The sequence below is a fragment of the Acinetobacter sichuanensis genome, from assembly GCF_003024515.2.
GTDB lineage: Bacteria > Pseudomonadota > Gammaproteobacteria > Pseudomonadales > Moraxellaceae > Acinetobacter > Acinetobacter sichuanensis.
On sequence record NZ_PYIX02000016.1, the window covers coordinates 23560 to 47362 of the forward strand.

Consider the following 23803-nt stretch of genomic DNA (forward strand, 5'->3'; position numbering starts at 1 on the left):
TTTTTACTTATATCTTTCTAGCTATTTTCCACACATTATTAGCTTCTAATAAAATATCAAGTTCATCTAGAAGTTCTTTAAATAAATTATGGTAATCTTCTTGAGTCATATCATCATACATAATATCTCTTGCATTCCATGAATCAATTACTATTTCATCAAAATAATTTAAGCTTACATTTAAATGATTAATACTTTTTTTGAAGTTTAAAATATCTTCATCACTTGCATTTTCCCATTCAAACAAAAGTGGTAAAATAAGAAGTTTCTTGGTGTTCTGAATACCTGCTAGACGAATAGCTAATTCTGATCTGCAAAATAATGGTTTAAATTTTTGAAAAAACGGAAGCTCTAACCACTCATCGTTATAAAATTGTCTTTTATCTGGTGATTCTAAAAAAGTATTCATATCATTAATTATTTTATAGTTGCTATCTAATTCTAATGTATTTTTCGAATATACTTGCTGATTAAAGCGTCCCATTCTTTTTTCTTCAATAATTCCATTATTTTTATACCAGCATTCATTAAAATCATTCATAGCCCAAGAACGAAATTGATTTGTATCAATAAGTATGTCATTTACACTAAATTTTTCCTCAATTTTATTGCTTGATCTTATATCAACAATAGAAAAACTATCCAATTCAAGTAACTCATTAAAAGAATTTTCATATAAGCCACAATTCTCATTATAATTTCCATATGTTAATCTTTTAGAGAAAAGCTTCATATTTTTCCAAAAGTTTTGATCTATTTTTTTCAACTTATTTTCTGGATCATATAAGTAGCTAAAAAGACTAAGCTTCAAATCATCCTCTAACATTTCTTTTAATTCTTCATAATGTAATTCCAATACCGAATAATTTAAATTCTCAAAAAAATTATTCTTTTGAATCTTTCTTATAAAATCATTTTTCCAACTTTTCCTATCCACATTTAAACTTGATTTTGCATCTAAGCCATAGAATATAATAGAAAAGTTAAAGACATCGTATATTCCAGTATTTAATCTATCAACATGTTGACCTTTAAACCAAGCATTCCATCCGCCACTAAAATCAGAAAGACTATCGCCATTAGTACTTACATAGAAATACAGTTGTTCATGCTCCAACCAAATCCATTTATGACTTTTTTTATCCGTAAACTCATTGCTATAAATAATATCTAAATTTTTCTGCCAGAAATCACCAAACTTGATACTTATTGGTGAAAATTTAGCTACATCATTATAAATATCATCTAATTGCGTCGCAATGTGTAACTTATCAAAAGTTTCTTCTAATAAAGGATCATAATTTTTTTCTAAATATTTATATAGTTTAGAGTGATTTGAATAATATTTCCGTCCACGCCTAATAACTTTCAATTTTAATTTAATGGTTGTCCCATAAGATATATCACTACTATCACTCAATTCTTTAATAAAGCAATACCCTTTACTCTTACTTAAAGGAGAATACATTTCAACTTCATAAGCCTTATTCGTGTAAATACTTTTTGTAGTTAAAACTATCTTCTGCTCATCTTCTGATAAATTTTTCATAAGTAGGAATGCACTATGCATACCTATACCGAATTGCCCCGATGGGCGAAGCCATCGAGGCATACTTTCTATTATTTTTTGTCGATTTATATTTTTACTAGAACCTGCTATTTTTTGCATATAATTCAAATCATTTAAAGATATGCCACATCCATTATCTTTTAATTCAAATTCCCATATACTTTCATCTTCACCATCAATGTCTTCTATTTTTTTAAAATCGATAGTAATAGGATATTTATTCAGTATTTCTTGTGTTTTCTTATCAAATGGATGAGAGTTTTTTAGTAATTTATTCTCTTTACTTTTAGAATGCTGAATCCAAACACGCATTAGAGTTGCATCTATTGCATTTTGGATTAATTCTCTATAAATATTAGTATCATTTTTATAGAAACCACTCCCTTCAAGTATTTCTATAGCATTATTTTCATCAATAGAAAACTTCATCGGCTTATTACTTAATAAAACCTTATTTCCTTGCATTTTTACATCTAATTGTTCAATAGTAGGAAGAGAACCGAATTTTAAACTTGGTACAATCAAATTCCATTGTGACATCTGATTTTGAAATTCTTCTCGGATCCATCCAAACCAATTTTGTGTTTCGACATAAGACATTTCATCTGAACATTCAGCAACAAGCTTAACTGTTCTTTTATCAAGTTGAAATTCACGTAACGACAAATGCTTATCATGATGATGTTTACTAACAGAAGGCATATTACTGACATGCTTTGCCATCACAGGACAAAAACGATTGTCATCCAAATCGAATAAATCACCTAAACGGAGTAAACATCCTATAAAACGAGGATGGCAGTCTTCAGTACCCAAACCAGTTTGTTTATACGGTAGTGTTTCTATCAAAGTATCAAAATTCATACCATGAGAAACACAAATCTGCCCTAAATAGCGATAAATGCGATTAGGTAATAACTCTGTCCGAGGTGAAGTTATTCCTAAATCTTTAAAAGGATCTTCTACAATTTTACCAATACGCTTGTCATGCCCACGTCTAAACCATTCCGCAACTAACTGACGATACTTTTCAATACCGTCAAAAGGGTGACTTTCAGTACCAACAGCCGATAACCAATTTTGCTCAACATAGGCTTGGCAAAATTTTTGAAGATCATGTCCTTTTTCATTCGCAATCGTTTGAATCATGAAATTGAAATCAGAATTCATATGAACTTCTTTTGCATTTTTAGCGTCGACTAACATACCGACATCATGCCAATATGCTGCCTCAAGAATTAACCATGTATCCGTGGCACTGAGTAAATCAATATCATCACCTAAAATTCGTTCAATATTGACTAAAATTTGCTGTGAATGTGAAGCGTTATGATTACTAAAATGTGGATAAAAACCACCAATATTTTCTAATGCTTTCCCTACAAGCTTTTGATCAAACTCCCACTGTGCAAATAAAATTGCTACGTTTCCATCTTCTTCACATTTTTTCTTTAAGTGGGCGATTAAATTCGTGCTCATAGCTCTACATCAATTTATTATAAAGTTACAAAGATATTAGCAAATTTATTCATTAAAATAAGTATTTAACTATTTTTAAAATTTTAAGTAGTAACGTGATGAAAACAAAAAAGCCAATCAACTGATTAGCTTAAAACTAAATCTCACAACTCCTCTTCAATCTCTTCTGCATTTTGTTTTTTCTTCTGTTCAATCTCTTTATTTAAGTTTAAAACATCCTGATACAACGCATTAAACTGCTTCACTTGCGTATCTTTTTGGAACATGATCTGCCCATTTTCCTTATGCCAATCATTTTCTTTCAACAACACAAACATTTGTTCAGCTTTATCTAAAATTTTCAGCTCTAATAAAATTAATGCGCTTTCTTGATCTAATTTTAAATTCTTTTCCAGTTTTTCTTGCATAGATTGTTTTAGGTTTTGCTCAATCTTGAGCTCTTTAACCTTTGCCAAGGCTTCTTGTTTATCTACTAAATTTTGTTTTTGGTATTGCGTCGTAATTCTACGTACTGCTTGTAACATTTGCTCAGTTTCAACAAAATTTTTCTTGCGATCAGCATCTAAACGATTAATATCCAAAAAATAATTCCATTTTGCTGCGGCTAAATCACGTAAATAGGTATTACGAGTTTCAATATTTTTAAGCCAATAATTTAAAACAAATTCAGATAAAATTTTATAATCACCTTTTAAACGTTCATCATGAACATCAAGGCTGACAGGTTTTGACCAATCCTGTGCATTTTCATATAAATGACGCATTTTTTCAGACATGACAATGTCAAACATTTGGCGCTGTGCTTCTTGCTGCTTTAAAGTGGTATGCTCATAAAATAAATAACTCGCAATACCTAAAATAATCACAATGACAACACTCACAATTCGACGCATGTAGAATTTAGTTCCGAATAAAAAATGTAGAGTAACTTAAATTTTGCAAAACTGTATAATATTTATGCAAAAATAACTGCTATTTCTCTACATAATCTGACCAAAAATCTGCCATTTGCCAAAAAATACTTTAAATCCAACAATGATGACGCTACCCTCCTCATTAACCTTTATAGTTTTAGAGATTTCCCATGCGTGTAGATATTTGGTCAGATGTTGTATGCCCATTTTGTTATATTGGCAAAAAACGTTTAGAAGCAGCAGCACAACAAGTTGGTATTGAACTTGAAGTGCATTGGCATAGTTTTGAACTTGATCCAGAAGCACCACCACGCCAAGAAATTTCAAACTCTGAACGCCTTGCTCAAAAATATGGTCGTAGCTTAGCTGAAGTTGAAGAAATGCAACGTAATATTGCCGCAATGGCAAAAGAAGAAGGTATTGATTTTAATTGGGAAAATGCCAATTCAGGCAATACTTTTAATGCGCATCGTATTATTCACCTTGCACAAAGCAAAGGTTTAGGCTCAGAAGCAAAAGAAGCATTTTTCTATAGCTATATGACACAAGGCTTGCCAATTGGTGAGCGTGAAACGATTGAAGACGTTGCTTCACGTATTGGCTTAAATCCTGTAGAAGTGGATGATGTACTCAACTCTGATGAGTTTGCAGATTTTGTTAAATTTGACCAAGAAGTTGCGCGTGAACAACTCAAAGTCACAGGCGTGCCATTTTTTGTTTTTGACCAACGTGTCGCACTTGCAGGCGCTCAACCACGTGAAGTTTTTGTGCAAGTTTTAGAAAAAGCTTCTGAAACGATTCAAAATGACATCAGCGCAGAGCCAAATGCAGTATGTAATGATGAATCTTGTGAAACGCCAGATGCTAAATAATTTGTTTTAATTTTTCATATAAAAAGCCCATTCTTATAGATTGGGCTTTTATTTAGAGCAAATATATAGATGATCAATCAATTTATTCAACCAAGAAACTAATTTTGAGATTCACTCGATATTCTGTAATTTTATTGTCTTTAATAATGACTTTTTGTTCATTAATCCAAGCACCTTGTACATTTTTTACAGTTTCAGTGACCTTTTGAATTCCTGTTTGTATTGCATCTTCAAAACTTTTAGCACTACTTGAATTCACTTCAACCACTTTTGCAATCGCCATAGAGACACTCACTTTTGTAGATAAAAATTGAGCATAAGCGATTCTGCAAGCTTTTCAATTTGGATTAAAAAACAACCAACATCATCTTACAAAATTTGCACAATTCCAATATTATTCAACTTATTTGTAAAATAATTACCTAGATATGTATGTTTTTTACCCTATTAATTTTTTTATTTAGTCGAATTTTTTTGTCAGTTTTTAACATAATTTCTTTAAATAACAACAGCTTTTAAATAAATTTTTCTAAAAAATTTCATTAAATCAAAGATTTTTTTATAACAAGTATTTGAAATACATGTTCATATTATTCCAAGATTTTACAAAAATTGTCACTTCATGCCATTTATAGTGCTCTAGTTATCATTTTACAGGACTATTCATCTGATAAAACTTGTTATATTCTATATACAGAATTTAGTTCAACGAATTCATGCGCTGTAAGTTTCTTTTATATTTTCTTATTCTATAAGACTAGAGATCCTCCTTTATGGAGGATTTTTAGTTTCTATAAACATATTTTTTATGATTTCATTTATTTATAAAACTAGACCATTCCACTATTTTTAAACTTTAAAAGTTTGTATTTTAATCATTGTACACATTGTCGTATTTTATTTACTTAATCAGATCAGGTGTAACCAAAAGCCAAGAAAAATTTACAGCGTCACTACAGCATATCTCAGTATAGTCGGCTTATGATGTTTAAATACTTCATGTGATTTAAATGATTTCATCATGAAATTTTCTTTTAACAACTTGAAACTAAGAGAGATATTATGACTGATACAAACCAAACTCCTGATCTTTATTCCCATGATTCAACTCTAAAAGATTCAACTCCAACAGAAGCACAAAAAGACAAGAAATCACGTTTTTCTCCGACTGTAAAAGGTGTCTTGATTGGTGCAGTTGCAGGCAGTATTTTGCCAATTTTTGGAACTTTTAGTGGTGCCTTGGTTGGAGGAATTGCAGGAAAAGTATATGAAAAGAAATATTGTACTCAAACAACCTAAATATGACCTTTAACTAACTCAATATAGCCCCTCTCATGCTGTTAAACACGTCACCATCCCTTATTTTGTATAAAATAAGGGATGTCACTGATATGCCAACCAGACTCAAACGCTTGTTTATTGTAATAAAGATGTAATTTGTAAATTAATGCGCATGCATCTATTGAAAAATCAACTATAATTTTCTTTATTCATTCAATGGCTTGAATGAAATTTATAAGTATTTTATTTTAAATCAAATAGTTGAATACAGAATATTATGGAAAATATTACACTCTCCGTTCCATTCAATAAAGTTTATATCCTACTATTTAGCTGTTTATGCAGTGCGTATAGCTATGCTGATCAGGAAAAAAATTCAAGCGCAGTACCGCCTGTTTATATTCCACCTCCTGCCTTAGAAACAGATTTTAATGTTCTGGACTATATCCCTAAATTATTAGACGCTACACCCAATATTTTACCTGCTCAATCTGATGAACCTATTGTTCCTCATACTGAGTTAACAGAAAATTCAACATGGATAGATCAAAAACAAAAAGGAATCCGCAATTGGGCTGATCGTACTGCAAACCGTATGAATAATTGGTTTGGAGAAACTGATCCTAATGACCCTGCCTCTGCAACTTTACGTATTTTGTTAGATAACCGTTGGAACGAACATGACGGTTATGAATTTAAACCTCGTATTCGAGGCAAAATAAAATTACCTGCACTGGAAAATCGCCTCAGTGTCGTATTTGGTGATGACTCTCTAGATAATGAGATTCAAAATAATATTGCCATTACCAATGAAAACCCCAATAGTACTTCTGATAAGTCGATTGATGGTAAACGTATTCGTGATGATAACAGTTCAATTGCGTTACGTTGGTCACAGTTATCTAAGCGTTTACCTTTTGAGGTCGATGCCGATTTAGGTATTCGTTCTGGTAGTGATATTTATGCCCGTTTAAAAGCTGAAAAAGATTGGACCTTAAGCAATGACTTTTATTTTCATGCAGAGCAAATTTACCGTTATGGCATTGATAGTGAAAACTATTTACGTACCAATTTAGAGTTAACACATGCTCGTCCTAACCAAGCTTTTTTATCGAATCAGTTTTATATTACTTATGCAGATGAGCAAGATGATGACTTAACATGGGACAACCGTACTTATCGTCAACATCAGTTTTTTAAGGGAAATCGTTTTAACTACGGTATATATACAGGCGGTTTTTATAATGATGAACAATTACGTTTGAATAGTTGGGGACCTTTTATATCTTGGCGCCAACCCTTATGGCGTGAATGGTTTTATGTACAAGGTGATTTAAACTATTTTAACGATCATCGTGAAGATCGAAGTCATTATCCAAGTGCCTTAGCTCGTTTAGAAGCTTTATTTTAATATGAATATTCACTGCATTTAAATAAAAAAAGCCTATCTCTACGATAGGCTCTCTTCCAACATTTTACGACTTATTTCAATAATAAACTGTTAATACGTTTGATATATTCAGCAGGATCATCTGGTAAACCACCTTCTGCAATCACTGCCTGATCAAAGATGACATTCGCCAAATCATCAAACTGCGCAGAGCCTTCGAGTTTTTTCACCAATGGATGTTCAGGATTAATTTCAAGAATCGGCTTAGACTCAGGAACTGCCTGCCCTGCCTGTTTCAGCATACGCACCAATTGCGGAGAAAGTTCACCATCACCCGTCACCAAACATGCAGGCGAGTCCACCAAACGTGTTGTTACACGTACTTCTTTGGTTTTGGCTTTGAGTGAATCAGACAGCTTTTCAACCACAGGCTTAAACTGCTCAGCAGCCGCTTCAAGCGCTTTCTTCTCTTCGGCATCCTGTAAATCGCCTAAGTCAACTGCACCTTTAGCCACGTTTTGCATTGGTGTGCCATCGAATTCATTAACGAACTCCATTGCCCACTCATCAACACGATCCGCCATTAACAATACTTCAATGTCTTTTTTACGGAACAATTCAAGTTGTGGTGAGTTTTTCGCAGCAGCCAGACTGTCCGCAGTCACGTAGTAAATGGCTTTTTGCCCTTCTTTCATACGTGCTTTATAAGCTTCGAGTGAGGTTGAAACTTCATCATTGTTCGAGGTCGAGAAGCGTAATAATTTAAGAATACGCTCACGGTTGCCCATGTCTTCGCCCAAACCTTCTTTGATCACTGAACCAAATTCAGCATAGAAAGTTTTGAATTTCTCTTGATCTGCTGCATCTTCCGATTTAGCCAGTCCATCCAGAGTAGTCAACACACGGCGGGTATTGCCCTCACGAATGGTTTTGACGTCACGGCTTTCTTGCAATAACTCACGACTCACGTTCAATGGCAAATCGGCGCTGTCCACCACACCTTGTACAAAGCGTAAATAGTTCGGAATCAAGTTGTCTGCATCATCCATGATAAACACACGTTTAACATAGAGTTTGATGCCTGCTTTGGCTTCACGGGTAAAGATGTTACCTGGTGCTTTAGACGGAATATAAAGCAACTGGGTATATTCAGTGCTGCCTTCCACACGGTTATGTGCCCAAGCCAATGGCGCTTCAAAGTCATGGGTTAAGTTCTTATAGAACTCAACATATTGCTCTTCAGTAATTTCAGATTTATTGCGTGTCCATAAAGCACTTGCTGAGTTAATCGCCTCCCACTCATCCGTTTTCACATACTGACCGCCTTTAGGTTCTTCACCCTCAGCGACTTCTTCTTCCTGCCATACTTCTTTTTGCATTTCGATTGGCAAGCTGATGTGATCAGAATATTTATTGATGATTTGTTTAACTTTATAACTTTCCAGATAATCCAAAGCATCATCACGTAAATGCAGAATAATATCTGTTCCACGTGAAGCCTTATTGATCACTTCAACTTCAAAATCACCTGTACCACCACTAATCCAGCGTACACCTTCAGCAGTATCTAAACCTGCACGACGTGATTCAACCGTAATTTTTTCAGCCACAATAAAGCCAGAATAGAAACCTACACCAAACTGACCAATCAGTTGCGCATCAGATTTTTGATCACCTGAAAGTTTTGACATAAAGTCTTTGGTGCCTGACTTGGCAATGGTACCTAAGTTATCAATCGCTTCCTGCTGGCTTAAACCAATACCATTGTCTGAAATGGTGATGGTTTTTGCTTCTTTGTCCAAGCTGACACGAACATGCAAATCTGGATCATTTTCATAATATTCAGGATGATTAATCCCTTCAAAACGTAATTTATCGCATGCATCTGAGGCATTTGAGATGAGTTCACGTAAGAAAATTTCAGGGTTGGAATAGAGAGAATGCGTCACCAGATGTAAAAGTTGGGCAACTTCTGCCTGAAAACTATGCTTTTGTGCGCTTTGCTCGCTCATAAATCACTCCTTAAATTCATAACACATTTTTATTGAATGCTTTAGAAATGGAGTGACTTAAGAATATTTCAATAGCAGATGTTAATTTTTTTTAAAAAGGACCTTGCTTATACACACGATCCATATAGATATCGAGCTTTTGTTGACGCATTTGATAAACATCACTAAGACATTTTACATTATCTTGACACTGATCTCTCAGTTGCAACCATTTAACTTGTTGATCTTGAATGACGCCACGTGTGCCCATAGGAACCAGTTTGCGGATAATATTATAAGTCGTTGCCATTTTGACATCGGCATCATTTAAAACTCGATGCTCACATATTGCATGTTCTGTTTTGGTTTTCGCTGCATCACATTTAAAACTCGCAGCTTGTGTATTTGATAGTAAAAAAATACTTGCTAAATAAATGACTCCACATAATTTTTTATTGATCATTTTAAACATTCTTCCATATCGCTAGAATTTAAGCATAAGAAATTTCATTACCGTTTTATATGCTTTTTTTGCTCTTTTTTCAGTATTTTATGCTGATACAGACTTTTAAATAAAAAACCCCAGCAAATTACTGAGGTTTTTCAAATGAAATAACTTATTCTAAAACTTAGAATTTATAGCTATAACCTAATGTATACACAATTGGGTCGATGTCTAAATCGAATTTAGTTCCATCTACTAATGTAACTTCAGGGCTTAACTGTGCATAACGAGCATCAAAGAATACACCCCAATTTTTTGCATCAGCAGGTTTGAAGTTCACACCAATCTGACCTGCAAAACCAAAGTCTTCTTTAACGTCTTTTGCAACACCCGACTCATCCCATGCAACAAATGCAGTACCACCAACACCTACATATGGCGTAAATGGTGAAGAATTTTTCAAGTTATATTTCAATGTTACTGTTGGCGGCAAATGTTTAATTTTAGCAACTTTTTCATCATTTAATAAAACATCATGCGCAATTGGAGTAGCTAACAATAATTCAGCAGAAAATGGTGTTTCACCAAAGATATATTCTACAGATGGTGTGAACGCAAGCTCATGATCAGCTTTTACAACTGCTCCAGGTGCGATCGTTGTATCTTGTGTAGGTGAAATTAAAGAACCACCTACTTTCACTTGCCAATCAGCAAAAGAAAGTGTTGAAATCCCCATTAATGAAATAAGTGCAATTTGTTTTAACATTTTTAAAAATTCCCCAAAATAATTATATTAATTATTAAACACATCAATTAAATTTGATGCAAGTCTCATTTTTAAATATTTTGTAATGTTATTTTTAATATATTGAAAAATATAAATATTTATTTAATCCATATCAACCAAGTTGGTTTTAATCTCAACTTGGTTGGTCATTATATTGATTATCAAGAATATGATAATGAATATCATTTTTATTGCATAATAACGTTTTATTTAAAACTTTATAATACCATTGCAGCGATCCAACCAAAAATCATTAATGGAATATTAAAGTGAATAAAGGTTGGAACAACCGTATCCCAAATATGATCATGTTGACCATCTACACCTAAACCTGCTGTAGGACCTAAGGTCGAATCTGATGCTGGAGAACCTGCATCACCTAATGCAGCCGCGGTTCCAATTAAAGCAACGGTTGCCAGTGGTGAAAAACCAAATTGCACACAAAGTGGTACATAAATAACAGCAAGCACAGGCACACTAGAGAAAGATGAACCAATCCCAATGGTCACAAATAAACCAATGAAGAGCATTAAAAATGCGGCTAAAGCACGATTATCACCAATGATATGTACAACACCATTGACTAAACTATTAATATCGCCTGTATGCGTCATAACAGAGGCAAAGCCTGCGGCAGAAATCATAATGAAGCCAACCAATGCCATCATACGCATCCCCTGTACAAAGACATCATCAGCATCTTGCCATTTAAAAATACCAGATGCTGAAAGCACAGCAAAACCGACCAATCCACCTAAAATCATTGAACCCGAATAGATTTGCGCAGCCAAAGTCAAACCAATTGCTAAAACTGCCATAAAAATCGTTTTTCGTTCAACGATTGGCGTGTCTTTTGCCTCTTGTTCAAGTTCTAAGCCATCATTTTTTAACTGATCTGGGTTCACAGCACGAAGCGGTTTATCTAGGTCTATGGTTTGTACTGTTGCCACTTTATGATCAACATATTCACGCGGTTTACGATAACTAATAAAGATCGCAACCAATGTACCCAATACCATGCCTGATAATGGAATCGCCATACCTGCTGGCATCATCCAACGCTCTACATGTAGATTATAGGCAGCTCCAATTTTGTTGATATTTCCCATTAAAATTTGTTCAAGAAAAATCGCACCAAAACCTACAGGTAAAAATGTATAAGTCCCGACCAAGCCTAATGCTAATACACATGCTGCTGCACGACGATCAAGTTTTAGGTGATTCATGACTTTTAACAGTGGCGGAACTAAGACTGGAATAAAGGCAATGTGTACAGGGATTAAATTTTGCGAAAAAATCGCAGAAATCAATAAAATAAACAATAAAAGATATTTTACTTTACGTGCTTGGCTATGTGTAGCTTCACCGCCAAGTAGTCCAATCAATTTATGAGCAAGTAAATCAGGTAAACCAGATTTAGATAAAGCCAAAGCAAAAGCACCTAAAACAGCATAAGCAAGTGCGACTTCTGCACCATCACCTAAACCTGCATTAAAGGCTTCTACAGTGTCTTTTAAACTTAAACCTGCCACCAAACCACCCACAATTGCTGAAATGACCAATGTCAAAACAACAGAAACTCGTGCCAGTGATAAGATAAACATCACGGCAATCGCGATAACGACAGCATTCATGGAGAAAAATTCAGAATTTGCGAAGACGCTATTTTAACAGATTCAACTTAGTGAGAGGCTAATTTAGTCAATAAGGTCATCTAGCCCATCCATTTTCTCATGATGTGCCAGATGACTCAGCGATTTATATTAATTTTTGTTGGCAAAGTTACGGATATATTGAGCGATTTCTTGTGGACGACTTAAGACAGCCCAATGATTTGCATCTACCTCGACACGTTCAAACTTCTCTACCCATTTTGGCATTTCATCAATCAATTCTGGGCTAACAAACTTATCGCGTTTTAAGACAACCGCTTGCACAGGACATACTGCATGACGTTGACGTGGTTTAAGTAATCTTGGTGCAAAGTTAGCACGATATAGTGCTATACCATGTTCACCATCTTTTGAAATATTTGAATTCAGTGGTAGACCTTTGGTTTTTTCCAGTTGGCTTAAAACGACGCCCCAACGTTCAGGATTGAAAAAATGCCAAACGGTTGGCGCAAGCACTGGTAGTTGGAATGCAACGATATACCAAGATTTAAATAACTGTTTAAAAAATTTAGATTTTTCATGTTTAAATTGGTCACGCATCCAAAATGCAGCATGATCTAAACATGGACCTGAAATTGTTGTATAAGATAAAATACGACCTTTAAATTTTGCTTCAGTCACAGATTCCCAAGTTTGAATTGAACCCCAATCATGCGCAGCTAAATGAAAATTACGATCTTCGAGTAAAGCATTCACAACACATTCTAAATCTAAAGATAAGCGCGGTAATGCATAATCACGAATACGTTTTGCCACAGAAGACTGACCTGCGCCACGTACATCGTAGGTTACAATGTAAAAATCTGTTATTAATTGTTCAATAATTGGCTCCCATACTTCCTGATTATCAGGATAGCCATGTACCAAAACTAAAGCAGGGTTTTCAGGCTTACCCCATGTTTTTGCATAAAGTTTTTGTTGGTCTTGTGTCGAAATCCAATGAGTTTGTGCTTGCATTTAAATACCTTTTTATTTTCACATTGACTACGCAATGGCGGTCTTGGGCATTTCGATCAATGCCACATCACAATCGTTTATTTATTATGATCTAAAATATGTGAATTAGAATTGACCATGATTAGCCTGATCAAGAAACTACAGACAATCCCCTTAATTTCAAAATTTTTACTTAACCATTATTCACCTTATAAAGGCGCAGGTATTGAAATAGAAATTTTGGATCTTAAAAACTACCATATTCGTGTAAAAATGCCACTCACTTATAAAAATCAAAATGTCGTGGGTACACATTTTGGAGGTAGTTTATATTCAATGGTCGACCCTTTTTATATGCTGATTTTAATGCATCATTTAGGTGACCGTTATATCGTGTGGGATAAATCTGCCACCATTCATTTTTTACTTCCCGGGCGAGATACGGTTTATGCTGATATTCGTTTAGATCCGAGTGAAATTGAACATGTCAAAAATTTGGCAGAAAATTATACGCCTGTACATCGTAATTATATTCTCAATATTTTTGATGGTTCTGGTTCACGAATCGCCGAAGTACATAAAACAGTTTATATTCGTCGGAAAAAACCACGTCCATTTAAACGTTAATTTGTTAAAAATCCGAAATGAATTTCAAATATTTGTTATTCATCAATATATTTAGACTTTACTCTTCTTCACCTCAGCATTTTAAAAAGATCATTTCCCATCATTGGAAAATTTAAACCTCACACTTGGTTGTTTTTTGCTATGATGGCATATCTCATTTTCTCTCTTTTAAAGACTTTTCAATACTGTGTCCGATATTTTTAAAGCTACTTCAGAACAAAATTTTGCTATTGCAGAGGCACAAAAGGGGCAATCATTTAAAGTCATTGCCTATGCGGGCACAGGAAAAACAACAACACTGAAATTAATCAGTGATGCAATGCCACAACGCCGTGGCATGTATTTAGCTTTTAATAAAGCAATCGCAACCGAAGCTCAACATAAATTTCATCGCAATGTTGACTGTCGTACATTTCATTCCTTGGCTTTTCGCAGTGTGCCACGAGGTATTACTGATAAATTACGTCTACCACGTTTAAGTCCAAGTTTTATTGCAAAAGAGTATCGTCTCGAACCTATTACGTTACGACGTTTAATGGGTGGACGTTATGAACGCTATGCACTCATGCCAAGCCGCTTAGCCAGTTTGGTGGCAAATGCGGTGAGTTATTTTTGCTCAACCAGCTCACAATACCCTGCTCCTCGTCACATCCAAGCACCGAGTTGGTTACATCCTGATGATATAGAAAGTTTGCAAAAACATCTTTATCCTGCTGTAGAACGTCGTTGGTTAGAATCGATTGATCAAAGTCATCAGGCAGGTATTGGGCACGATATTTATTTAAAGTTATGGGCATTGTCGAGCCCTATTATTCCTGCAGATTATGTTTTGTTTGATGAAGCACAAGATGCTGATCCACTTATGCTGGGTATTTTATTACGACAACGCAGTACGCAAGTGATTTATGTAGGCGATGCACATCAACAGATTTATGCATGGCGTGGTGCAGTCAATGCAATGCAGCAAATGCCTTTACCTGAGTCACGTTTAACGACTTCATTTCGTTTTGGTGAGTCCATTGCAGAAGTTGCCAATAGTTTATTGGGAGCCTTAAATGAAACCGTTCCTTTATTAGGCAATCCTGAAATGCGCTCAAGTGTGGTCAATAAACCCCATACTAAAATGCGCGATGCAATTTTATGCCGTACCAACGCCCGTGCTATGGAGCTTTTATTGTCTGGTTTGGTACAAGGCGATAAAGTCAGTTTACAAGCCGATCATGCCAAATTAAATCGTTTTGTCGATGCAGCAAGTCTACTCAAACAAGGTAAACGTGTTGTAGATGTACCAGAACTTGCATGGTTCAACTCATGGCATGACGTACATGAATATTGTGAAACAAATGATGGTAGTGATATCAAGCCCTTAGTCAAACTTGTAGATGATCATGGTACAGAACCTCTCAAAAAAGCACTTGCCAAAATCACCCCAATAGAGCAAGCTGATTATGTCATTTCTACAGCACATAAAGCCAAAGGTTTAGAATGGAATCGGGTACACATAGAAGATGACTATCAATTTAAAATCAATGGATTAGAACATAAAATCAGCGATGAAGAACTAAGGCTACTTTACGTTGCTTGTACACGTGCAAAATTAAGTCTTAATATCCATCATATTTATGATCTTATTCAACAGTTAAAAATCAAAACTCCTTTAAAAGCTCAAATCACTGCATAAAGCTCTAAACTTTTATTTATATTTTGCAGGTATAGTATGAAAATTCTCTCTATCCATTTGCGTCATGTTTTTCATTTTACTGATCTAAAACTAGAATTAAATCCAACACAATATCCTGTTGCTATTATTGTGGGTCAGCAATCTTCAGGCAAAACTGCAATTTTAAAAAACTTGTATCAAGCTCTGACATGGTTCTCAGCACGTTTTAAAGACTTACGTACTGCGGGTGTCGTCATGTTAGATCAAGATATTATGCAAAATCGAGTACAAGCAAAAGTTGATATTGCAATTAAAATACCTAATGAACTCGGTACATTAGCTGAAAATAGTCACTCTCATTCACAGGATTTATCTATCTGTTCATGGCAACTGTATAAAACATTAAATGCCAATGGTGTCGGGATCAGCCGTACAGAAATGGCTGAATTAGAGCAGCTTGCGGCTTTATATACAAAAGCAATTCAACAAGACCCTTTACAAGGTTTACCTCTGATTGCTTATTATCCTGCTGAACGTTTTATTAATGAAGTTAATTTACTCAGTAAAAACAATCCTGCGGTCATGCAAACATCAGCAGCCTATGAGTTAACAGCGATTCCTTTTACTACTTTTGCTCGTTTTTTTGAATGGTTTCGAGAAATTAGTGATATTGAAAATGCTCAATCTGCACAACTATTCCAACAAATTTTAAATGAAACTTCACTCAACAATTCAGCTCAAAATGATACACAAAATCTGCAAAATGCTTTATTTCAAGCACGTAGTCATTTACAGACACCAAGTTTACAAGCACTTAAAAATAGTTTGAAAATTGTTTTACCAGAACTTGATGATATTTTTATTGAATATAAGCCTAAATTACAACTTATGGTGACTTACCAAGGCACAACGCAATGTTATCAGCAACTTTCCAATAGTATAAAAAATTGGATTGCCTTAGTTGGCGATCTTGTTCGCCGTTTATGTTTACTGAATCCTCTGAGTTTGTATCCTTGTCTAGAAGGTGATGGTATTTTACTGATTGATCATATTGATGTTGATTTAGATGAAACTTCTGCTTCAAATATTTTGCTGCGTTTACATCAAGCTTTTCCACAAATTCAAATCATTAGCAGCAGTTTGCATAGCTCTATTTTAGAATCTGCACATCAGTTCCAATGTTTTGAATTAAAAAATCAAAAAATTCAGGAAATCAAAATCAATGAATATCAAAATGATTTAGCAAAACTCTATGAACGTCTACAACATGTAGAAACAGAGCTTTCATCAAATGAAGTCGCAACAGAGTCAAACCCAACGGTAGAGCAACTTTTTGCTCAGTTTCAAAATATGTCGGAACAAGAACAACAGCAACTTCGTACTTTGTTACATATTGATGATGACCGTTCATCACAAACGTTTTTATCTTAACATGATGATGAAGTACAAATTTTATACTTGATTAGGCTCATAATTTTTCAGCTAAATTATTCTTATATATTTCGTTATATTTTTGTTTTTTATTCGTTCACTTAACCGAAATAAAAGCCTTGTAACTTTTAATCATCATCCTAAGGCGTACAATATTCTCGTCTGCGCAAAAAAAGGTTTGATGTTATTTTATTCATGTAATAGTATAAAATATCATTTATTTCTTAGTGTAAAGCTCGGCTTTATTTTTACATTAAGTTTCTCAGGTTGCGCAACACAACTTGTTTTCTTACGATTTTTTCGGCTTTCAAGATTTAAGTCGTTGGATGGTTCTTTGCTGTCCTCAAATGCTTGAAAGATAAATTCATCATAGGTTCTCGACCTATTCAAGACAATGGATACACGTGTGCTACCGATTATTATATTGCTACCGTTAATTCTAGGCACAACCCTTGTCTCGTGGCTGAAGCAGTTTTCTCGTGGGGCAACTGCATTCGGTGCGATTGGCATCAGTTCAGCAAGTTTAGGCTTGTTACTTTCACAAGCACCGCAAGTGTTTCAAGGTCAAGTCATTTCCGAATCATGGCAATGGCTTCCTCAAGTGGGAATTGATTTAAGCTTTCGCTTAGATGCATTGGGTTTAATTTTTTCGTTGCTAATCACAGGCATTGGCACGCTCATTTTTATTTATGCTTACTTTTATTTAAGCCCCAAAAATTCTTTAAGTAAGTTGTATGTTTTACTGATGCTGTTTATGGCAGCAATGCTTGGAATCTCTCTTTCCAACAACTTAATTATTTTGTTAGTTTTTTGGGAATTAACCAGTATTTCTTCCTTTCTCTTGGTTGGATATTGGAGCAATTATGATGCGGCACAACGTGGTTCACGTATGGCTTTAACCATTACAGGCATGGGCGGTTTAGCCATGCTGGGTGGTTTTGTGTTGCTCGGTCAAGTGACACAGACTTATCAAATTGATCAAATTTTAACGATGTCAGAGACGATTCAAAATAGTCATCTTTTTGTCCCTATTTTATTACTCATTTTATTGGGTGCTTTTACCAAAAGTGCGCAGTTTCCTTTTCATTTTTGGTTACCAAATGCAATGGCTGCACCAACACCAGTCTCTGCTTATCTGCATTCAGCCACGATGGTGAAAGCGGGTATTTTCTTACTGGCGCGTCTATTGCCTATTTTTGTTGGCTCAGCACTTTTTCATAATATCGTGACGACTGTTGGTCTTTTCACGCTATGTATGGCTGCATTTTTTGCCATTTTTAAAGAAGATTTAAAAGGTCTATTAGCCTACTCGACGATTAGTCATTTAGGACTCATTGTTTGTTTGCTAGGGATCGGCTCACCACTGGCTGTTGCTGCTGCAATTTTTCACATTATCAATCATGCGACATTTAAAGCTGCATTATTTATGATTGCAGGAATTATTGACCATGAAACAGGAACACGTGATTTAAGAAAGCTCAGTGGGATTTGGCAATTACTACCCTTTACAGGCACTTTGACCATGATCACTGCTGCCTCTATGGCAGGTGTTCCACTGACCAATGGTTTCTTATCTAAAGAAATGTTCTTTACGGAACTGTTGGCAAATTTATCAGGTGGATATGTCGTCCTTGCTGCCATTATCGCCACTTTAGCAGGCTTATTTGCTGTCGCTTATTCAACACGTTTGGTTCACGGTGTATTTTTTGATGGTGGTTTAGGCAAAAATGTTCCAAATAAAGACGCCCATGAACCACCGATAGGTATGCGTGCACCAGCAATTTTATTGGCTGTTTTATGTATCGCCGTTGGTCTAATGCCTGCGCTACTGGTTGAAAATATTGTCAATATGGGCACACGTGCCAGTACACAACTCCATCAATTTGAAGGTGTACATTTAGCAATTTGGCATGGTTTTAACTTGCCATTACTCATGAGTGCGATTGCTTTAGTGGGTGGTATCATTTTTTACTTTGCTTTAGCCAAAGGCAGTCGTATTCGAGACATAGATTTAGATCCAAAACTTGGACCTTTTCAGGGCTATGTGTTATTTGAAAATTTCCTTAAATATTTGTTGCTCTACGCACGTAAAATTAAACAAAAAACAGAAACAGGCTCATTACAAACTTATCTCTTTTGGATCATCGCCTTTAGTGTCGTTTTAGTCGCAACGCCTATGTTTAATCAGGGTTTAGCGACAGGCACACGCGAACTGACCAAAGCACCCATCATCGCAATTGTCTTATGGATGGTTTTATTCTCTGGTTGTTGGATGATGCTCTGGTTCCATCATGAGCGTATTAAAGCAGTGCTTATCAGTGGTGCTGTTGGTTTAGTGGTGACGATGGTATTTGTCACCATGTCCGCACCAGATTTGGCATTAACCCAAATCACAGTCGATGTGGTCACCACTGTTTTATTATTAATGAGTTTGTCGTTATTACCACAGCTTACACCGTATGAATCTAGTCGTACCCGACGTTGGCGTGATGCAGTTTTAGCAATAGGTGGCGGTTTAGGTATCGGTTGGATTGCTTGGCTTATTTTGACACGTGATCATAATTCAATTTCATGGTTCTTTGCACAGCAGTCTATGCCTTTAGGCGGTGGCTCTAATATTGTCAATGTGATCTTGGTGGATTTCCGTGGTTTTGATACTTTCGGTGAGATTACAGTTTTAGGAATTGCAGCGATTGGGGCACTCTGCCTTATGGATGGGATGCGTGCGCATGGCACAACCATGACCCAAGGCTTAACTTTCCGTTTTAATCCCTCTCCATTAATGTTTCGTATGACTGCTTCATGGGTTCTACCATTAGCTTTAGTTGTTAGTCTTTATATTTTCTTACGTGGACACAATCTACCCGGTGGCGGATTTATTGCAGGTTTAATTACCTCAATGGCATTGGTGATTCAATATATTGGTTTGGGGCAAGATAAAGCGGAACAACTTTTACGTGCTAAATCAGGTCGTTTATATGAAATTTGGATTGGTTCTGGTTTAGTCATTGCAGGAATAACAGGTCTTGCTGCTTGGTTATGGGGAAGACCATTTTTAACGAGTGCTCATATTTATGCTGAGACCAGTATTTTTGGTACCTTTCATCTCGCTTCAGCCGCAGCTTTTGACTTAGGGGTATATATTACTGTTGTTGGTGCAACCATGTTGCTCATTTCTGTTCTTGGCGACTCTCGACATTCGAGTATGTCAGGCCCTGTACCTAAGGAGTAACTTATGATCAGTTTAGAATTTTTACTTGCCTCTGCAATTGGTCTATTGGTTGCAACAGGAATTTATTTATTACTACGTGCCCGTACTTTCCCTGTCGTTTTAGGTCTAGCCATGATTGGTTATGCCGTTAATTTATTTCTATTTGCTATGGGGCGTATTCAGACCAATTCACCTGCTATTTTAACCAATGCGGCTAAAATTACCGATCCATTGCCTCAAGCTTTAGTATTGACTGCGATTGTGATTGGCTTTGCAACTACTGCCTATATTGTACAACTTGCTTTACGTAGCCGTTATGAATCAGGAACAGATCATGTGGATGCCAAAGATGAGCCGAGCAACTTTGACTCACGTGAGGATGCGCCATAATGAACTTCCTTGATTTTTGGCTTCAACATATGCCTATTTTCAGCATTCTTATTCCTGCTTTCACAGGTTTTTTGCTGATTTTATTGGGTAATCCTGGTTCTGGTTCACTGGCAAGTGACTGGCGACAACCTTGGCGTCGTAGTATCAGTTTAACTTCGGCTATTTTAGGTTTTGCAACAGCAATTTACTATTTATATCAAGCAAATACAGGTCAAATCTTTGTTTATGAACTCAGTGAATGGTCTGCTCCATTTGGTATTGTACTGGTTTTAGACCGCTTATCTGCATTAATGCTGGTTTTGACTTATGCGCTTGCAACGCCTTTAATTTGGTTCGCAAGTAAAGAATGGGATGCACGTGGACGTTATTTCCATGCAATTTCTCATTTGTTGTTAATGGGAATTTGTGGTGCATTTTTAACAGGTGACTTATTTAACCTGTTCGTATTTTTTGAAATTTTGCTGATGGCATCCTATGTATTGTTATTACATGGGCAAGGTAAAGCTCGTTTTCAACTTGGTGTTCACTATGTCACCATCAACTTACTGGCTTCTGCACTCTTCCTCATTGGTTTAGGCATGATCTACGGCAGTGTTGGTAGTCTAAATATGACGGATGTTGCTCGAATCATCCCGACTTTAGAAAATGATCAACATACTTTAGCCGTTGCAGGTGGGTTATTACTCTTTGTTGTTTTTGGTATTAAAGCAGCTATGCTGCCTGTAGGGTTTTGGCTACCGAAAACCTATGCAGTTGCTGCGACTCCGATTGCAGCACTGTTTACCATCATGACCAAAGTGGGTATTTATGCCATTTTAAGAGTCAATGGAACAGTCTTTCATGATGAATGGGGACAACAGATTTTTAGCAATTGGCTATTACCGATCGGACTAGTGACTTCGCTATATGGTGCAATTGCAGCGCTTGGTGCAGAACGTTTAAGACGTTTTGTTGGCTTTATGATTTTGTCTTCTGTAGGCACCATTTTGATTGCTGTTTCATTGCTCAATGAAGCTGCATGGATGGCAGGTCTATATTATATGGTACACAGTACCATCATTGCTGCCTCATTTTATTTATTGTGTGGTTGGATTACGTCACAACGTGGGCAATTTAAAGACCATCTCAAAATTGCACCTAAAATGAAACAAGACAAAGTTGTTGCAATCACATTTTTTATCATCGCTTTGATGATGGCGGGTTTACCCCCCTTCAGTGGCTTCTTAGGTAAAGTTCTGATTTTACAAGCGACAGCAGATTCTCCATATCAAATATGGATTATTGTGATTGTTTTATTGGTCAGTTTGTTGAGCATTATTGCATTTACACGTGCAGGTTTTGTACTGTTTTGGCGTGCAACGACGCCTGAAGATAATCCAAAAGAAGAAGCTTTTGCTGCATATCAAAAATTACCTCATCAAGCCCCTGCTCGTAATGATAAAACCATTTATCTGTTATTAACGGGTTTGATATTCTATGTAATTTGCGCTCAACCCATTGTTCATTATTTAGAACTGACAGCAAAACAGCTCAAAGATGCTGACTTATATCAAGAAACGATTTTAAAAACAGATCGTGACCAAGAGTATATTAGCGTACAACCTTTTGATCCAAACTACCTACCTGAAACAAAATATGGTGGTGAAAACCCAGATGCAAATGCGCATTTTATTCCTTATATTATTTCGCCAAATACACTAAAAGGTGATCATATTTCTGAATATAAGCAACGACAAATTCAACATCAGGAACATGAGTTAACCCCGCTTGATGACACTAAATTACAGCCTATGGAGCAATAAATGAAAAAAAATATTTCATTCCTTGACCGCTGTTTACCCCATCCATTTGTTTCTTTAGTGGTGGCTGTAAGTTGGCTCATGTTGGGGCATAGTTTTGATCCTTTTGATATTTTTTGTGCTGTCTTATTGGGTTTAATCATTCCTAAGCTGATACAACCTTTTATTGTACGTACGCCAAATATTCATTGGGCTTTGGCATTCAAGTTATTTTTTGTCGTGCTCTGGGATATTATTCTTTCCAATATTCGCGTAGCTAAGCAAGTTTTAGGTCCAACCAAAAACCTAAAACCCAAATGGTATCGTGTACCTTTGGATACCGATCATGAGCATGTGAATACATTATTGGCAATGATCATTACCACAACACCCGGTACAGTGACCGCAGGAATTGACCAAGAACGAGGGGATATTTTGGTTCATTCTCTCAGTTCGGATGACCCAGAAGCAGAAGTTCAAGAGATCAAAAGCCGTTATGAAATGCCTTTAATTGCCATTTTTAATGCCACTCAAGGAGATGATCAATGATTATTTTGCAATATGCATTGGGAATTTTTTTAGTGGCGCTGACCATCTCAATGTTCTTATGTTTATACCGTTTAATTATTGGACCTTCTATTGTTGACCGTCTATTGGCTTTAGATACTTTGTTCTTAAATGCAACTTGTTTAGTCATTTTACTCAGTATTTATTGGGCAAGTACCAATCTATTTGAAGGTGCATTATTAGTCGCTATGCTTGGCTTTGTTTCAACTGCCGCTTTAGCACGTTATTTTACCATTGGTCATGTCATTGATTAGGAGCACGATATGGAAACAAATATGCAACTGATCATGGAAGTTATTGTTTCGTTCTTTTTGATTATTGGCGCATTTTTCTTATTGGTTGGTGGAATCGGCATGGTTAAATTGCCCGATTTATTCATGCGTTTACATGCACCCACCAAATCCAGTACCTTAGGCTTAGGTAGCGTATTATTAGCGGCAATGATTTATGCTGCATTTCAAGGACGTTTTGGTTTTGCTGAGCTACTCATTACGCTATTTGCATTTATCACAGCACCTGTATCTGCAAATTTAATTGCACAAGCAGCCATCCATTTACGTTTACGCTCAACCTCAGGAGATGTACCCGAAGCTTTAGATCGACCATTACCATGGCAACGTCAGCGTAAAATCAAACAATTTGAAGATGACGAGATCTAAACACGTCATTCAAATCAATGAGCATTTTCAATCTGTAAATGCTCATTTTATAAAAGTTAATTTTAAATACTTAAATCTGGCTTTATAAAGAAAGACGATAACGTGATCAGCATTTTCAAAGATAAAAAAACCAATGCTGAAC

General features: G+C 35.7%; 19 protein-coding genes and 1 pseudogene. 12 read left to right on the plus strand and 8 right to left on the minus strand.

From position 1 onward, the window contains the following. Nucleotides 1–7: 7 nt before the first annotated feature. Complete coding sequence (locus C9E89_RS10895) at nt 8–3049, minus strand: HD domain-containing protein (RefSeq protein WP_107008382.1); 3042 nt, start codon at nt 3047–3049, stop codon at nt 8–10. A 143-nt stretch (nt 3050–3192) separates the two neighbouring features. Next, nucleotides 3193–3942, minus strand: coding sequence for a hypothetical protein (locus tag C9E89_RS10900; protein WP_107008383.1), 750 nt, complete (start codon nt 3940–3942; stop codon nt 3193–3195). Between the two features lie 191 nt (nt 3943–4133). Between C9E89_RS10900 and C9E89_RS10905 the strand changes: the two genes are divergently transcribed. Continuing rightward, a complete protein-coding gene (locus tag C9E89_RS10905) occupies nt 4134–4835 on the plus strand; it encodes a DsbA family oxidoreductase (RefSeq protein ID WP_107008384.1) in 702 nt (233 codons plus the stop codon). Nucleotides 4836–4917: 82 nt separating this feature from the next. Here C9E89_RS10905 and C9E89_RS10910 read toward each other — a convergent pair whose 3' ends face one another. Further along, nucleotides 4918–5118, minus strand: coding sequence for a dodecin family protein (locus C9E89_RS10910; RefSeq protein ID WP_107008385.1), 201 nt, complete (start codon nt 5116–5118; stop codon nt 4918–4920). 779 nt (nt 5119–5897) lie between these two features. Between C9E89_RS10910 and C9E89_RS10915 the strand changes: the two genes are divergently transcribed. Then, a complete protein-coding gene (locus tag C9E89_RS10915; protein ID WP_107008386.1) occupies nt 5898–6134 on the plus strand; it encodes a hypothetical protein in 237 nt (78 codons plus the stop codon). Between the two features lie 403 nt (nt 6135–6537). After that, a pseudogene (locus tag C9E89_RS10920) lies at nt 6538–7527 on the plus strand (hypothetical protein); the annotation flags it as partial. A gap of 71 nt (nt 7528–7598) precedes the next feature. Here the strand turns inward: C9E89_RS10920 and htpG are convergent. The 5 genes from htpG to C9E89_RS10945 all read right to left on the minus strand — a co-directional run bounded on the left by htpG (nt 7599) and on the right by C9E89_RS10945 (nt 13359). Then, on the minus strand, nt 7599–9518 hold the full coding sequence (htpG, locus tag C9E89_RS10925; protein WP_107008388.1) for a molecular chaperone HtpG: 1920 nt from the start codon (nt 9516–9518) through the stop codon (nt 7599–7601). A gap of 91 nt (nt 9519–9609) precedes the next feature. After that, entirely contained in the window at nt 9610–9960 is a 351-nt protein-coding gene (locus C9E89_RS10930) for a lysozyme inhibitor LprI family protein (protein WP_107008426.1), read from the minus strand. A gap of 166 nt (nt 9961–10126) precedes the next feature. Continuing rightward, nucleotides 10127–10708 carry an OmpW/AlkL family protein gene (locus tag C9E89_RS10935; RefSeq protein WP_107008389.1) on the minus strand — a complete coding sequence of 194 codons (582 nt, stop codon included), beginning with the start codon at nt 10706–10708 and terminating at the stop codon, nt 10127–10129. A gap of 239 nt (nt 10709–10947) precedes the next feature. Further along, nucleotides 10948–12363, minus strand: a complete 1416-nt coding sequence (locus C9E89_RS10940) for a Na+/H+ antiporter family protein (protein ID WP_107008390.1) — start codon at nt 12361–12363, stop codon at nt 10948–10950. Nucleotides 12364–12492: 129 nt separating this feature from the next. Continuing rightward, on the minus strand, nt 12493–13359 hold the full coding sequence (locus C9E89_RS10945; protein ID WP_107008391.1) for an alpha/beta fold hydrolase: 867 nt from the start codon (nt 13357–13359) through the stop codon (nt 12493–12495). Nucleotides 13360–13476: 117 nt separating this feature from the next. On the opposite strand from C9E89_RS10945, the gene C9E89_RS10950 reads away from it, so the two are divergent. The 9 genes from C9E89_RS10950 (at nt 13477) to C9E89_RS10990 (ending at nt 23661) form a co-directional block, all read left to right on the plus strand. Beyond that, on the plus strand, nt 13477–13965 hold the full coding sequence (locus C9E89_RS10950; protein ID WP_171405120.1) for a DUF4442 domain-containing protein: 489 nt from the start codon (nt 13477–13479) through the stop codon (nt 13963–13965). 187 nt (nt 13966–14152) lie between these two features. Next, complete coding sequence (locus C9E89_RS10955) at nt 14153–15646, plus strand: UvrD-helicase domain-containing protein (RefSeq protein ID WP_107008392.1); 1494 nt, start codon at nt 14153–14155, stop codon at nt 15644–15646. 36 nt (nt 15647–15682) lie between these two features. Then, on the plus strand, nt 15683–17056 hold the full coding sequence (locus tag C9E89_RS10960; RefSeq protein ID WP_107008393.1) for an ATP-binding protein: 1374 nt from the start codon (nt 15683–15685) through the stop codon (nt 17054–17056). Between the two features lie 394 nt (nt 17057–17450). Continuing rightward, a complete protein-coding gene (locus C9E89_RS10965; protein ID WP_107008394.1) occupies nt 17451–20288 on the plus strand; it encodes a monovalent cation/H+ antiporter subunit A in 2838 nt (945 codons plus the stop codon). A 3-nt stretch (nt 20289–20291) separates the two neighbouring features. Beyond that, nucleotides 20292–20657: a Na+/H+ antiporter subunit C gene (locus tag C9E89_RS10970; protein ID WP_107008395.1), complete on the plus strand. Its 366-nt coding sequence runs from the start codon at nt 20292–20294 to the stop codon at nt 20655–20657. Beyond that, the gene (locus tag C9E89_RS10975; RefSeq protein ID WP_107008396.1) at nt 20654–22459 is read left to right on the plus strand and encodes a monovalent cation/H+ antiporter subunit D; all 1806 of its coding nucleotides are present in this window, start codon (nt 20654–20656) and stop codon (nt 22457–22459) included. The genes C9E89_RS10970 and C9E89_RS10975 overlap by 4 nt, the downstream gene beginning before the upstream one ends. Then, nucleotides 22460–22984, plus strand: coding sequence for a Na+/H+ antiporter subunit E (locus C9E89_RS10980; protein ID WP_107008397.1), 525 nt, complete (start codon nt 22460–22462; stop codon nt 22982–22984). It abuts the gene before it with no gap. Beyond that, entirely contained in the window at nt 22981–23256 is a 276-nt protein-coding gene (locus tag C9E89_RS10985; RefSeq protein ID WP_107008398.1) for a monovalent cation/H+ antiporter subunit F, read from the plus strand. The genes C9E89_RS10980 and C9E89_RS10985 overlap by 4 nt, the downstream gene beginning before the upstream one ends. A 21-nt stretch (nt 23257–23277) precedes the next feature. Continuing rightward, nucleotides 23278–23661: a Na+/H+ antiporter subunit G gene (locus C9E89_RS10990; RefSeq protein WP_107008428.1), complete on the plus strand. Its 384-nt coding sequence runs from the start codon at nt 23278–23280 to the stop codon at nt 23659–23661. The last annotated feature ends 142 nt before the right edge of the window (nt 23662–23803 follow it).

Bases quoted from the DNA above. Each gene is read 5' to 3' on its own strand.
- C9E89_RS10980 (WP_107008397.1), top strand. From the start codon at position 22,460: ATGAAAAAAAATATTTCATTCCTTGACCGCTGTTTACCCCATCCATTT.
- C9E89_RS10945 (WP_107008391.1), bottom strand. From the start codon at position 13,359: ATGCAAGCACAAACTCATTGGATTTCGACACAAGACCAACAAAAACTT.
- C9E89_RS10930 (WP_107008426.1), bottom strand. From the start codon at position 9,960: ATGATCAATAAAAAATTATGTGGAGTCATTTATTTAGCAAGTATTTTT.
- C9E89_RS10900 (WP_107008383.1), bottom strand. From the start codon at position 3,942: ATGCGTCGAATTGTGAGTGTTGTCATTGTGATTATTTTAGGTATTGCG.
- C9E89_RS10935 (WP_107008389.1), bottom strand. From the start codon at position 10,708: ATGTTAAAACAAATTGCACTTATTTCATTAATGGGGATTTCAACACTT.
- C9E89_RS10905 (WP_107008384.1), top strand. From the start codon at position 4,134: ATGCGTGTAGATATTTGGTCAGATGTTGTATGCCCATTTTGTTATATT.
- C9E89_RS10940 (WP_107008390.1), bottom strand. From the start codon at position 12,363: ATGAATGCTGTCGTTATCGCGATTGCCGTGATGTTTATCTTATCACTG.
- C9E89_RS10895 (WP_107008382.1), bottom strand. From the start codon at position 3,049: ATGAGCACGAATTTAATCGCCCACTTAAAGAAAAAATGTGAAGAAGAT.
- C9E89_RS10985 (WP_107008398.1), top strand. From the start codon at position 22,981: ATGATTATTTTGCAATATGCATTGGGAATTTTTTTAGTGGCGCTGACC.
- C9E89_RS10910 (WP_107008385.1), bottom strand. From the start codon at position 5,118: ATGGCGATTGCAAAAGTGGTTGAAGTGAATTCAAGTAGTGCTAAAAGT.
- C9E89_RS10970 (WP_107008395.1), top strand. From the start codon at position 20,292: ATGATCAGTTTAGAATTTTTACTTGCCTCTGCAATTGGTCTATTGGTT.
- C9E89_RS10990 (WP_107008428.1), top strand. From the start codon at position 23,278: ATGCAACTGATCATGGAAGTTATTGTTTCGTTCTTTTTGATTATTGGC.
- htpG (WP_107008388.1), bottom strand. From the start codon at position 9,518: ATGAGCGAGCAAAGCGCACAAAAGCATAGTTTTCAGGCAGAAGTTGCC.
- C9E89_RS10960 (WP_107008393.1), top strand. From the start codon at position 15,683: ATGAAAATTCTCTCTATCCATTTGCGTCATGTTTTTCATTTTACTGAT.
- C9E89_RS10950 (WP_171405120.1), top strand. From the start codon at position 13,477: ATGATTAGCCTGATCAAGAAACTACAGACAATCCCCTTAATTTCAAAA.
- C9E89_RS10915 (WP_107008386.1), top strand. From the start codon at position 5,898: ATGACTGATACAAACCAAACTCCTGATCTTTATTCCCATGATTCAACT.
- C9E89_RS10965 (WP_107008394.1), top strand. From the start codon at position 17,451: ATGGATACACGTGTGCTACCGATTATTATATTGCTACCGTTAATTCTA.